Origin of the sequence: Pseudomonas sp. CC120222-01a (assembly GCF_003097235.1) — a bacterium.
GTDB lineage: Bacteria > Pseudomonadota > Gammaproteobacteria > Pseudomonadales > Pseudomonadaceae > Aquipseudomonas.
The window spans coordinates 179,946-192,873 of the sequence record NZ_QEQQ01000009.1; the positions used below are offsets into that span (position 1 = coordinate 179,946).

Sequence of the window (12,928 nt, forward strand, 5' to 3'; positions counted from 1 at the left end):
CGGCCGACACCACTAGCATCGCCCACAGACCTAGACGGATGTGGAGCAAAACCCGATGCAACCCCTGCGCACGCTCAGCCTGTGGATGGACCAGCTCGACGAGCCGCTGTGCGCGCGCCCGGCCCTGCGCCAGGACCTCGAGGTCGATGTGTGCATCATCGGCGCCGGCTACACCGGGCTGTGGACCGCCTACTACCTCAAGCGCCAGGCGCCGCAACTGAATATCGCGGTGATCGAGGCCAACATCGCCGGCTTCGGCGCTTCGGGGCGCAATGGCGGCTGGCTGATGGGCAACCTGCTCGGCGAAGACCGCCTGCTCGCCACCCTGTCGCCGCAACAGCGCCGCGCCAGCATCGACCTGCTGCATGGCATTCCCGATGAAGTGCACAGCGTGCTGCAGCGCGAGGGCATCGACTGTGACTACCGCAAAGGCGGCGTGCTGTATTGCGCCGCGCGTTACCCGGAGCAGGAACGCAGCCTGCGCGCCTACCTCGACGACCTCTATCGCCAAGGCATGACCGAGGACGACTACCGCTGGTTGCGCCCCGAACAGCTGGACGCGCAACTGCGGGTCAGCAATGCCTACGGCGCGATCTACAGCCCGCATACCGCAACCATCCATCCGGCCAAACTGGCCCGTGGCCTGGCCCGGGCCGTGGAAGCCCTGGGCGTGACGATCTACGAGAACACCCCGGCCATCGACTGGCAACCCGGCGAAGTACGCTCGCCCCTGGCGCGCATCCGCTGCCAGTGGATGGTGCCTGCAGTCGAAGGGTACGCCGCCAGCCTGCCGCCGCTGGGCAAGCACCAGTTGCCGGTGCAGAGCTTGCTGGTGGCCACCGAGCCGCTGCCGGAATCGACCTGGGAGCAGATCGGCCTGAGCCAGGGCCAGGCCTTCAGCGAGAGCAGCCGCCAGGTCACCTACGGCCAGCGCACCGCCGACAACCGCCTGGTGTTCGGCGCCCGCGGTGGCTACCGCTTCGGTGGCCGGCTGCGCGAGAACTTCAACCTTGAAGAGCACGAAATCGAACTGCGGCGCTACCTGTTCGGCGAACTGTTCCCGCAGCTCAAGCACGCCCGTATCACCCACTCCTGGGGCGGCAACCTGGGCATGGCGCGGCGCTTCCGCCCGCACATGCTCTGCGACCGCCAGCGCGGCATCGCCCTGGCCGGCGGCTACGGCGGCGAAGGTGTCGGTGCCACCAACCTCGGCGGGCGCACGCTGGCGGCGCTGATCCTCAACCAGCACAACGAACTGACCGCGCAACCCTGGGTGCTCGACAACCGCCCGGTTGCGAGCCTGGCCAGCTGGCCGCCCGAGCCCTGCCGCTGGCTCGGCTACAACGCGATCATCCAGAGCTTCGTCCACGAGGACCGGACCCTCGCCAACCCCGCCAGCGCGCCTTGGAGGCGGCGCCTGGCCAGCTCTCTTGCGGACTTCATGGAAGGCTTCATGCACTGACTTCCCTTACCCCGACACAGGATCCACCGGTCATGAGCATCACCCAGTTCAAACACACAGACAGCGCCGTGCTCGAAAGCGCCAACCCGGTCGCGGTGCCGCTTGGCGAACCCGTGGCAGTGGCTTCGGTCACCTGCGTGGAACGCAGCGACGGCGTCGAAACCGGCATCTGGGAGTGCACCCCCGGGCGCTGGCGGCGGCAGATCGTGCAGCAGGAGTTCTGCCACTTCATCAAGGGCCGCTGCACCTTCACCCCCGACGGTGGCGAAACCCTGGTCATAGAAGCCGGAGACGCACTGATGCTACCGGCCAACAGCACCGGCATCTGGGACATCCAGGAGACCGTGCGCAAGACCTACGTTCTGATTTTCTGATCCGCTGATCGCCTGCCTTCGATAACAACAGACAAAGCAAGGTAAACCCGACATGCGTACGCTCCTTCTCGCTCCCCTGATGCTGGCCGCCAGTGTCGCCAGCGCCGCCGAAACGGTGAAGATCTACAACTGGTCCAGCTACGTCGCGCCCGACACGCTGAAGAACTTCCAGCAGGCCAGCGGCATCGTGCCGACCTACGACGTGTACGACAGCAACGAGACCCTCGACGGCAAGCTGATGACCGGCAACTCCGGCTACGACGTGGTGTTCCCGTCCAACCACTTCATGGCCCGGCAGATCCAGGGCAAGGCCCTGAAGCCGCTGGACAAGTCGCAGCTGCCCAACTGGCACAACCTCAACCCGGTGCTGATGAAGGCGCTGGAGGTCAACGACCCGGGTAACAAGTACGGCTTCCCGTACCTGTGGGGCAGCACCGGCATCGGCTACAACATCGACAAGGTCAAGGCAGTGCTCGGCGACAATGCGCCGGTGGATTCCTGGGACCTGATCTTCAAGCCCGAGTACATGAGCAAGCTGAAGAGCTGCGGCGTCGCGGTGCTGGACAACGGCCCCGAGCTGCTGCCGATAGCCCTGCACTACCTGGGCCTGCCGCACCACAGCCAGAACCCGGCCGACTACGACAAGGCCAAGGCGCTGCTGATGCAGGTGCGGCCGTACATCAGCTACTTCCACTCATCGAAGTACACCGGTGACCTGGCCAACGGCGATATCTGCGTGGTGGTGGGTTTCTCGGGGGATGTGCTGCAGGCGAAGAATCGCGCCGAAGAGGCGAAGAACGGGGTGAAGGTGGGGTATTCGATCCCCAAGGAAGGTGCGCCGATGTGGTTCGACATGGTGGCCATGCCAGCCGATGCACCGGATGAGAAAGCCGGGTATGCCTACATGAACTACCTGCTGCAGCCGGACGTGATGGCCAACATCAGCAACCATGTGCAGTACGCTAACGGCAACCTCAAGGCGGACGGGCTGGTGGAGCCGGCGATGAAGGGTAATACGATGATTTACCCGAGCGAGGACGTGATGGGCAAGCTGTATGCCCTGGAGGCGATGCCGGCCAAGATTGACCGTATCAGGACCCGGATCTGGACCAGCATCAAAGCCGGTAACTAAATGGGGCCGCTTTGCGGCCCTTTCGCGACACAAGGCCGCTCCTACAGAGACATGCGATCTCCTGTAGGAGCGGCCTTGTGTCGCGAAAGGAGGGCAACGCCCTCCCCAGACGATCAGTGATGCTCGCGGGTAGCGCGGAACTTGATGTCCGGCCAGCGCTCTTCCATCAGCGCCAGGTTGACCCGGGTCGGCGCCAGGTAGGTCAGGTGACCGCCACCGTCGATGGCCAGGTTTTCCATGGCCTTGTTCTGGAATTCCTCGAGCTTCTTCTTGTCGTCGCAGCCGATCCAGCGGGCCGACCAGACGGTGATCGGCTCGTAGGCGCACTCGACCTTGTACTCTTCCTTCAAGCGGCTGGCGACCACGTCGAACTGCAGCACACCGACCGCGCCGAGGATGATGTCGTTGCTGCGCTCCGGGAAGAACACCTGGGTCGCGCCCTCTTCGGCCAGCTGCTGCAGGCCCTGACGCAGCTGCTTGGATTTCAGCGGGTCCTTCAGGCGCACGCGGCGGAACAGCTCCGGTGCGAAGTGCGGGATACCGGTGAAGCCCAGCGCCTCGCCTTCGGTGAAGGTGTCGCCGATCTGGATGGTGCCGTGGTTGTGCAGGCCGATGATGTCGCCGGCATAGGCCTCCTCCAGCTGCTCGCGCTCGGAGGAGAAGAAGGTCAGTGCGTCGCCGATGCGCAGGTCCTTGTTGATCCGCACATGGCGCATCTTCATGCCCTTTTCGTACTTGCCCGAGCAGATGCGCATGAAGGCGATACGGTCGCGGTGTTTCGGGTCCATGTTCGCCTGGATCTTGAACACGAAGCCGGTGAACTTCTCTTCCACAGGCTCGACGGTCCGCTCGTGGGCCACGCGGCCCAGCGGGCGCGGTGCCCAGTCGACGACGGCGTCGAGCACATGGTCGACACCAAAGTTACCCAACGCGGTACCGAAGAACACCGGGGTCAGCTGACCGTTGATGAACTCTTCCTGGTTGAACTCGTGGCAGGCACCCTGCACCAGCTCCAGTTGCTCGACGAACGAATCGTACTGGTCGCCCAGGTGCGCGCGAGCCTCGTCGGAGTCCAGCTTCTGGATGATCTTGGCTTCGGTGCGCTCGTGGCCGTGGCCCGGGGTGTAGACCACGATGTAGTCGCCGGTCAGGTGATACACACCCTTGAAGTCGCGGTAGCAACCGATCGGCCAGGTGATCGGCGCAGCCTTGATCTTCAGGACGGCTTCGATCTCGTCGAGCAGCTCGATCGGATCACGGATGTCACGGTCGAGTTTGTTGATGAAGCTGACGATCGGCGTGTCACGCAGGCGGCAGACATCCATCAGGGCGATGGTCCGCGGCTCTACACCTTTACCGCCGTCGAGCACCATCAGCGCCGAGTCCACCGCGGTCAGGGTGCGGTAGGTGTCTTCCGAGAAGTCTTCGTGGCCGGGGGTGTCGAGCAGGTTGATCATGTGCTCGCGGTACGGGAACTGCATCACCGAGGTGGTGATGGAGATGCCGCGCTGCTTCTCCATTTCCATCCAGTCGGAAGTGGCGTGGCGGTCGGACTTGCGCGACTTCACGGTACCGGCGACGGCAATGGCCTTGCCCATCAGCAGGAGCTTCTCGGTGATGGTGGTCTTACCGGCGTCGGGGTGGGAAATGATTGCGAAAGTGCGGCGCTTCGCGACTTCGGCGGCCTGGTTGGTCATGGGAAATCGCCTGACTGGGGGATTTAAAAGGGGCGATATCATACCTGAAGTTGGGCCTGGACCAAAATCGGCTGCACGAGTGGTTGCAGGTCCGGCCTCTTCGCGGGCACGCCCGCTCCCACAGGTACTGCGCAGGTTTCAGATGCAGCGCAATCCCTGTGGGAGCGGGCTTGCCCGCGAAAGGGCCAGTACAGACACAACAAATTCATCAGACAATCGCTTTATCACGACAAAAGGCCACAGGGCAGTTATTTCAACGCCTGCAGCGCATTAAACCGCTGTTTTTTCTCGCCATGTTTCACCCCACCCAGTGATTAACGCTGGCCAAATGCCGCCTCAGATGGGAACCTTTACACCCACGGAGACGTCCACTCCCCTGCAACCCGCTTCGGTTGGGGACTGGTTTCATCAGCATTTTCGGGCCCGACGGGGTTCGGCTCATGGCCTGAGCGCAGCCTTCGGCTGCCTCGCGCTGCTACTCGCGAACACACCACCCGCCGCCAGTACTGGCCGGCTACCAAGAAGTGTGCTCGCCGACAACACAAGGAGTCCGCCTGTGGCTACACGCTACGGTAAAGGGCTGTTGGGATGCGCCACCGTGCTCGTCATCCTGGCCCTGCTGATCCACTGGATCGGCATCGACACGATCGCGCGTTATCGCGACGATCTTGGGTTCTACCTGCAAGCGCACCTGGTACTGGTGCTGGCTTCGATGGCGGCGGCGCTGGCCGTGGGCATCCCCGCCGGCATTGCGCTGAGTCGACCGCACCGGGTCGACAAAGCCGAGCGCTTCATGCAGTTCTTCAACGTTGGCAACACCATTCCCCCCCTGGCCGTTCTGGCCATCGCCCTGAGTATCCTGGGCATCGGCGCCGGGCCTGCGATCTTCGCGCTGTTCCTCGCCTCCCTCCTGCCTATCGTGCGCAACACCTACGAGGGCCTGAAAAACGTCCCCGCCTCGCTCAAGGAAGCCGCCACCGGAATCGGCATGACCCCACGCCAGCAGCTCTGGCAGGTGGAGCTGCCCAACGCCGTGCCGATCATCGTCGGTGGCGTGCGCGTGGCCCTGGCGCTGAACGTCGGCACCGCACCGCTGGCCTTCCTGATCGGCGCCAACAGCCTGGGCAGCCTGATCTTCCCCGGCATCGCCCTGAACAACCAGCCACAACTGCTACTCGGTGCCGCCTGTACCGCATTACTGGCGCTGGTGCTGGATGCGCTGGTGAGTTTCTCCAGCAAGCGCTGGCTGGAACGTGGCCTGGCTGGATAACAAGAGGGAACCCATGAACAAGAGAATCGCCTTGCTGCTGGGCGCGGCCCTGCTGTTCGCAGGATTTGCCCAGGCAGCCGAAAAACCCCTGATCCGCATCGGCGCGCGGGTATTCACCGAACAGACCGTGCTCGCCGAAATCACCGCGCAATACCTGCGCGCCAACGGCTTCGACGTGCGCGTCACCACCGGCCTTGGCAGCAGCATCGCACGCCAGGCCCAGGAAACCGGGCAACTCGACCTGATGTGGGAATACACCGGCGTATCGCTGGTCTCGTACAACCATATCGACGAGCGCATGCCCAATGCCGAGGCCACCTTCGCCAGAGTCAAGGAACTGGACGCGAAGAAAGACCTGATCTGGCTCACCCCGTCAAAGTTCAGCAACACCTATGCACTCGGCCTGCCCAAGCAGGTGGCCGAGGCTTATCCACAGGTCAACACGATCAGCGACCTCAACCAGGTGCTGCGTGACGAAAGCCAGCGCAAGCACCTGGTGGCGCTGGACACCGAGTTCGCCAACCGCCCGGATGGCCTGGTCGGCCTGAAAGAGATGTACGACCTGCAAGTGGGCCGCGCCAACATCCGCCAGATGGATGCCGGGCTGGTCTACACCGCCATGCACAACAACCAGGTGTTCGCCGGCCTTGTGTACACCACCGACGGCCGCCTGAGTGCCTTCAACCTCAAGCTGCTGGAAGACGACAAGCACTACTTCCCCGACTACACCGCTGCCCCGGTGGTACGCAAACAGGTGCTCGACGCCAACCCGAAACTGGTCGGCCTGCTCAAGCCCCTGGCCGAGCAACTCGACGACGAGACCATGCGCCAGCTCAATGCCAAGGTCGACGTCGAACACCAGAACCCGACCACGGTGGCCGCCGCCTTCCTGCGCGAGCACCCAATGCCTAGCGAGGTACAGCCATGAGCCTGCTCGACACGTTCGCCCACCTCGACTGGGCCCAGGTGCTGCAGCTGACCTGGCAGCACATCATGCTGGTCGGCGTCGCCGCGGGCCTGGCGATCATCGTCGGCGTGCCGCTGGGCATCCTGATGACCCGCTTCCCGGCCGTCGCCGGCCCGCTGCAGGCCAGCGCCACGGTGCTGCTGACCATTCCGTCCATCGCCCTGTTTGGCCTGTTGCTGCCGTTCTACTCAAAGTTCGGCCAGGGCCTCGGCCCGCTGCCGGCGATCACTGCGGTGTTCCTCTATTCGCTGCTGCCGATCCTGCGCAACACCTACCTGGCCCTGACCAACGTCGAGCCCGGCATCCGTGAAGCGGCGCGCGGCATCGGCATGACCTTCGGCCAGCGCCTGCGCATGGTCGAGCTGCCGATTGCGGTACCGGTGATCCTCGCTGGCGTGCGAACCGCCGTGGTGATGAACATCGGCGTCATGACCATTGCCGCCACCATCGGTGCTGGCGGCCTGGGCGTGCTCATCCTCACCTCCATCAGCCGCAGCGACATGTCGATGCTGCTGGTCGGCGCCGTGCTGGTCAGCCTGCTGGCGATCGTCGCCGACCTGCTCCTGCAAACCCTGCAACGTGCCCTGACTCCAGAAGGACTGCGCTCATGATCGAACTCCAGAACCTCAGCAAGACCTTCAACGTCAACGGCAAGGACGTCAAAGCCGTCGACTCCGTCAGCCTCACCGTCAATGAAGGTGAAATCTGCGTATTCCTCGGCCCGTCGGGCTGCGGCAAGAGCACCACGCTGAAGATGATCAACCGCCTGATCGCACCGACCTCAGGCCGGGTGCTGATCAACGGCGAAGACACCAGCGCCCTCGACGAAGTGACCCTGCGCCGGCACATCGGCTACGTGATCCAGCAGATCGGCCTGTTCCCCAACATGACCATCGAGGAGAACATCACCGTGGTCCCGCGCCTGCTCGGCTGGGACAAGCAGAAGTGCCACGAACGCGCCCGCGAGCTGATGCACATGATCAAGCTCGAACCCAAGCAATACCTGCAGCGCTACCCACGTGAGCTGTCCGGCGGCCAGCAGCAGCGTATCGGCGTGATCCGCGCACTGGCGGCAGAAGCGCCGGTACTGCTGATGGACGAGCCATTCGGCGCGGTCGACCCGATCAACCGCGAGATGATCCAGAACGAGTTCTTCGAGATGCAGCGGGCGCTGAACAAGACCGTGATCATGGTCAGCCATGACATCGACGAGGCGATCAAGCTGGGCGACAAGATCGCCATCTTCCGCGCCGGCAAGCTGTTGCAGCTGGACCACCCGGACACCCTGCTGGCGCACCCGGTGGATGACTTCGTCAGCAACTTCGTCGGCCAGGACAGTACGCTCAAGCGCCTGCTGCTGGTGCGTGCGGAGGATGCGGCGGACAACGCGCCATCGGTGAGCCCGGAGACGCCGGTAAGCGATGCACTGGAACTGCTCGACGAGCATGACCGCCGCTATGTGGTGGTGACCGATGGGCAGAACAAGGCACTGGGGTATGTGCGCCGGCGTGACATGCACCGCCAGCAAGGGACCTGTGGCGACTTCCTGCGGCCGTTCAATGCCACGGCGTCGCATGACGAGCATCTGCGCATCTTGTTGTCGCGGATGTATGAGTTCAACCGGGCGTGGTTGCCGGTGCTGGATGCCAAGCAGGTGTTCCTGGGTGAGGTGACGCAGGAGTCGATTGCGGCTTACCTGAGTTCGGGGCGCTCGCGGGGGGCGAAGACCAGCATCGTTTCGCCGGCCGAGGTGGTGGCTTCGTAATCGCTGGGGGCGCTTCGCGCCCCTTTCGCGACACAAGGCCGCTCCCACAGGTACAGCGTCAGCCTCTGGGCCTGTGCAATACCTGTGGGAGCGGCCTTGTGTCGCGAAAGGGCCGCAAAGCGGCCCCGGCGATCTCGGATCAGAACCCTACACTGGCCTGCACATAGAAGGTCCGCGGCTCACCGACATAAATGCCAGCATTGTTGTCGCTCGAACGCGTGAAGTACTGCTTGTCGAACAGGTTCTTCACCCCCGCCGCCAGCTTCAGGTTGGACAGCTGCGGCCCGAAGTCATACCCGCCACGGGCATGCCAGGTCACATACCCCGGAATATCGCCATACTGCCCATCGGCACTCGGCTCGGTGATGTAGTCACCCGTGAAGCTGCCATCGGCATTGATCCCGGTCCCCGGCGCACGCTGCTTGGACTGGGCATAGGCATCCAGATTCCAGGTCCAGCGGTTGATCGCATAGCGCACCCCGGCCGTCGCCACCTGGCGTGAATAGAACGGCAGGTCGCGGCCCTTGAAGCCCGGAATATCCCCTTCATACGTCGCGCGGGTATAGGTGTAGCCACCACTCACCGACAGGCCGTCCAGGCGCGGGTCCAACCCGGCCAGGTCATAGCGCACCGACGCCTCGATACCCTGGTGCTTGGTCGCGCCGAGGTTGGTCCAGCCCACGTCGTTGCTGATGTACTGCAACTCGTCGTCGAAGTCGATGTAGAACGCGGTCAGCTCGCCGGCGAAACCGCCGTTGTCATAACGGGTACCGAGCTCGTAGGTCTTGGCTTTTTCCGGTTCCAGGCCGTTGGCCGTGCTGTTGCCGGTGCCGCCCTGGCCGAGCTGGAAGTACTGCAGGCTGCCGAACGAGGTCTCGTAGTTGGCGAACAGCTTCCAGGCATCGGAGAGGTGGTACATCACGCTCAGCGCCGGCAGTGGCTCGTTGCTGGTGATGCTGCGGTTCTTCTCAGGCACAGGCCGGTTGTTGGCATCCAGCACCGGGCGGTCCCGCCAGTCGGTATTGATGTGCTCGAAACGGATGCCCGGGGTGATGGTCCAGTTGCCGACATCGATCTTGTCATCGATGTAGTAGGCGCTGGCTTCGGTACCGCCGCTGCGGTCCTGGAACACGTGGCCGTCGGACGTCGGGGTGGGCGTCGGCACGTTGTCGATCAACGCCAGACGGGTCGACTGCTCGCGCATGGCCTCTTTCAGGTAGCGATAACCGACGCTGACTTCCTGGGTGGTAGGGCCAGCGAAGAAGATCCGCGACACCCGTGGCTCGATGGCGAAGGTGTGGTAATTGCGCGGATACGACGACAGGGTCTTCATGTCGCGCGCGGCGATGGCGCTGCCACGGAAGCTGTCGGTGTAATAGGTCAGCACTTCGAACTGGGTGGCATCGTCGAGCTGGCGCTGCCACTTGAACGACACGTCCTTGCGCCGGCCGGCGAAGTAGTCGTAATCGCGCAGCGACTGGTACGGGTTGCTGTCGTACTGGGCCTGGGTCAGGCCACCGGGCATGTCGGCACGGCCATCGTAGTAGTGGAAGTTGAGCCAGAATTCGTCAACGTCGGTCGGTGCCCAGTGGGTCTTGAGGATGACGTCGTCGATGTCGTTGCCGTTATTGCTTTCACGGTAACCGTTGCCGTTCACACCGGTATAGAGCAACGCCACGCCCATGCCATTGTCGGCGGTGCCACCGACGAACGCGGATTCGGTGTGCTTCCAGCCGCCATGCTGAGAGGTTTCCAACGTGGTGGACAGCTCAGCCGATGCCTTTTCGGGAATCGCCCGGGTAACGAAGTTGATCACCCCCCCGACGTTCTGCGGGCCATAGCGCACCGAGCCTGCGCCGCGTACCACGTCGATGCTGTCGAGGTTGCCCGAGGAGATCGGTGCCATCGACAGCTGCGGCTGGCCATAGGGCGCAAAGGCCGCCGGGATGCCGTCGATCAGCACGGTCGAGCGTGGCGACAGGCGCGAGGTCAGGCCACGCACGCCCACGTTCAGCGACAGGTCACTGCCACCGGTGCCGTTGCTGTCCTGCACCTGCACGCCAGGGATGCCGCGCAGCACATCGCGCACGTTCATCGCGCCCTTCTCCACCATCGCCTCGCGACGCACCACGGTGCGCGCGCCCGGGTGGTTCTGCACCACGGCCTGGTCGGCATCGCCCAGCCAGTCACCGACCACCTTCACGTCGGTGGGGGCCAGCTCCAGGCTGCCGGTGGTGAGCGTGCCGGCAGCCTGGGCCGGCTTCACCACCACCGTGTCTTCGGACATCTCATAGGTCAGCCCGCTGCCCTGCAACAGTTGCTGCAGCGCCTGCTCGGGCGCCAGGTTGCCGGACACGGCCGGGGCCTGCTTGCCCGCCACCAGTTCAGGGCTGAAGAACAGCTGCAGGTTGGTCTGCTGGCCCAACTGGCTCAGCGCCGAGGCCAAAGGCTGCGCCTGGATCTGGATCGTGCTGCTTGCCTGCTCGGCTTGAGCATTGATGGCCGCGGTGCTGATCGCCAGGGCCAGCGCCAGAGCGCTCAGGCGTGGATAAGGTTTGTTGTTGTTCACGTCGTCGAAACATCCTGAAGAAGGAATAAACGCCAACCGCATGCGAATGGAAATGCTTGGCAGTTGCAGCTGGCGGGGAAGACGAACGAGCGGAAAAAAACCTGAATCTATTTCGCGATTATTTCGCGAGAGCCGTCTTCATGGGCCTTGATCGCCACCGGCAGGATGCTCGGCAAGGCGCGCAGCAGCGCGTCCGTGTCTTCGGTGCTGAAGGTGCTGGAGAGGCGCAACTGGGCAACCTTGCCAGGTGCCACGCGCAGTGGCTGGGCACGGTAGCGCGACACTTCAGCCACCACCTCGGCGAGGGTAGCGTTGTCGAACACCAGCTTGCCCTGGCGCCAGGCGGTCAGTGCGCTGGCGTTGACTGCATAAGGAGCGGCGACCTTGCCATGCGCGTCTATGTGGGAACCTTGGCCAGCGCCCAGTTGCGCCAGCGAGGTGTCACTGCCCTGCACGCGCACCGAGCCCTGCTCCACCGCAACACGGGTCGCGGCCGGGTCCAGACGCACATCGAAACGGGTGCCGGTCACGGTCACGCTGCCCTGGGCGGTATCGACCACGAACGGGCGGCTGCTGTCGTGGGCGACGATGAACATCGCCTCACCTGCGTTCAACTGGATGTGCCGACGGCCTGGGCTGAAATCGACGCGCAGCTGGGTGGCGCCGTTGAGTTCGAGGTGCGAGCCATCGGGCAGCTCGACCTGGCGGCGCTCACCGAAGGCAGTCTGCAGCTGATCCTGGTGATTGAGCTGCTGGTAGTGCCAGCCCGTCCAGCCCAGCCCCAGCGCCACCACCGCCACACTCGCCGCCAGCGCCTGGCGCAGCAGGCGCCGCTCTGGCAACTGGCGCACCGGGTCCGGCTCGCACAGGGCTTCGAGGCGCTGGCGCGGGATCAGCGCCGCCGCGCTCCAGACCGATGCCAGGGCATCGTATTCGGCACGGTGGCCAGGATCGGCGGCCAGCCAGGCCCGTAGTTGCTTCTGCAACGCGGCATCGCGCGGCGCATCCTGCATGCGCACGAACCACGCGGCCGCCTGCTCACGGACGGTCTCGGAACCGTGCTGTTTCATGGGAAAGGTCTCCTGACTCATCGTGCTGACACATCCAGGTGCTCACGCAGATGCCGGAGCGTGCGAATCATATACTTTTCGACCATGTTCTTGGTCAAACCCATGCGCTCGGCGATCTCGGCCTGGCTCAAGCCTTCAAGCTTCTGCCAGATGAACACCCGGCGGCAGTTCAGCGGCAACTCGGCCAGTGCGCGCTCGACGCTGTCGGCCAGCTCCAGGGCATGCATGTAGGCTTCTGGATCGTCGCTGGCGCTGCTGCCTTCATCGAAGGCCTCCAGTTCCAGGGCCTGACGCCGGTCTTCGCGGCGAAACCCGTCCACGGCGATGTTGCGGGCGGTCTGGTGCAGGTAGGCGCGTGGCTGCTCGACCTGTTCGCGCGGGCTTTCCAGTACCCGGACAAAGGCATCGTGGGTGAGGTCCTCGGCCTGCTGACGACTGCGCAACTTGCGCGTCCAGGTGCCGATCAGCTCATGGTAGTGGTCGAGGAAGCCTTTGTGTCCGGACACGGTCGGGGTCGTCAGGGAGGCGGATGAGGGTGCGAATAGTAATGTTTCTCATCCATAACGGCAAATCTGCCCGACGGTAACAAAAAATTTATCGTCTTTTTCATGCACGGCAGTGC

The 12,928-nt window shown here is 63.9% G+C and carries 11 protein-coding genes; 7 read left to right on the forward strand and 4 right to left on the reverse strand.

Features of this window, described 5'->3' with window-relative positions; genetic code table 11:
* The first annotated feature begins 55 nt into the window (after window positions 1-55).
* The 3 genes from N430_RS14145 to N430_RS14155 are packed head-to-tail and all read left to right on the forward strand — an operon-like array spanning window position 56 to window position 2,968.
* On the forward strand, window positions 56-1,462 hold the full coding sequence (locus N430_RS14145) for an FAD-binding oxidoreductase (RefSeq protein ID WP_110637499.1): 1,407 nt from the start codon (window positions 56-58) through the stop codon (window positions 1,460-1,462).
* A gap of 32 nt (window positions 1,463-1,494) precedes the next feature.
* The gene (locus N430_RS14150; RefSeq protein ID WP_110637500.1) at window positions 1,495-1,836 is read left to right on the forward strand and encodes a cupin domain-containing protein; all 342 of its coding nucleotides are present in this window, start codon (window positions 1,495-1,497) and stop codon (window positions 1,834-1,836) included.
* 52 nt (window positions 1,837-1,888) lie between these two features.
* Entirely contained in the window at window positions 1,889-2,968 is a 1,080-nt protein-coding gene (locus tag N430_RS14155; RefSeq protein WP_110637501.1) for a polyamine ABC transporter substrate-binding protein, read from the forward strand.
* Window positions 2,969-3,081: 113 nt separating this feature from the next.
* On the opposite strand, the gene N430_RS14160 is transcribed toward N430_RS14155, so the two are convergent.
* Window positions 3,082-4,665: a peptide chain release factor 3 gene (locus N430_RS14160; protein ID WP_054886973.1), complete on the reverse strand. Its 1,584-nt coding sequence runs from the start codon at window positions 4,663-4,665 to the stop codon at window positions 3,082-3,084.
* Between the two features lie 556 nt (window positions 4,666-5,221).
* On the opposite strand from N430_RS14160, the gene N430_RS14165 reads away from it, so the two are divergent.
* Genes N430_RS14165 through N430_RS14180 form a run of 4 tightly spaced genes read left to right on the forward strand, consistent with a single transcriptional unit; the run spans window position 5,222 to window position 8,667 of the window.
* A complete protein-coding gene (locus N430_RS14165) occupies window positions 5,222-5,935 on the forward strand; it encodes an ABC transporter permease (RefSeq protein WP_110637502.1) in 714 nt (237 codons plus the stop codon).
* Window positions 5,936-5,948: 13 nt separating this feature from the next.
* Window positions 5,949-6,863, forward strand: coding sequence for a glycine betaine ABC transporter substrate-binding protein (locus tag N430_RS14170; protein WP_110637503.1), 915 nt, complete (start codon window positions 5,949-5,951; stop codon window positions 6,861-6,863).
* Window positions 6,860-7,513 (forward strand): ABC transporter permease, encoded by a 654-nt coding sequence (locus tag N430_RS14175; protein ID WP_110637504.1) that lies wholly within the window; start codon window positions 6,860-6,862, stop codon window positions 7,511-7,513. Before N430_RS14170 ends, N430_RS14175 begins: the two co-directional genes overlap by 4 nt.
* Complete coding sequence (locus tag N430_RS14180; protein WP_110637505.1) at window positions 7,510-8,667, forward strand: betaine/proline/choline family ABC transporter ATP-binding protein; 1,158 nt, start codon at window positions 7,510-7,512, stop codon at window positions 8,665-8,667. Before N430_RS14175 ends, N430_RS14180 begins: the two co-directional genes overlap by 4 nt.
* A 139-nt stretch (window positions 8,668-8,806) precedes the next feature.
* Here N430_RS14180 and N430_RS14185 read toward each other — a convergent pair whose 3' ends face one another.
* From N430_RS14185 to N430_RS14195, 3 genes are all read right to left on the reverse strand, one after another.
* Window positions 8,807-11,236 (reverse strand): TonB-dependent siderophore receptor, encoded by a 2,430-nt coding sequence (locus N430_RS14185; protein WP_110637506.1) that lies wholly within the window; start codon window positions 11,234-11,236, stop codon window positions 8,807-8,809.
* A 107-nt stretch (window positions 11,237-11,343) separates the two neighbouring features.
* Window positions 11,344-12,306 carry a FecR family protein gene (locus tag N430_RS14190; RefSeq protein WP_110637507.1) on the reverse strand — a complete coding sequence of 321 codons (963 nt, stop codon included), beginning with the start codon at window positions 12,304-12,306 and terminating at the stop codon, window positions 11,344-11,346.
* Between the two features lie 17 nt (window positions 12,307-12,323).
* The gene (locus N430_RS14195) at window positions 12,324-12,812 is read right to left on the reverse strand and encodes a sigma-70 family RNA polymerase sigma factor (RefSeq protein ID WP_110637508.1); all 489 of its coding nucleotides are present in this window, start codon (window positions 12,810-12,812) and stop codon (window positions 12,324-12,326) included.
* Between the last annotated feature and the right edge of the window lie 116 nt (window positions 12,813-12,928).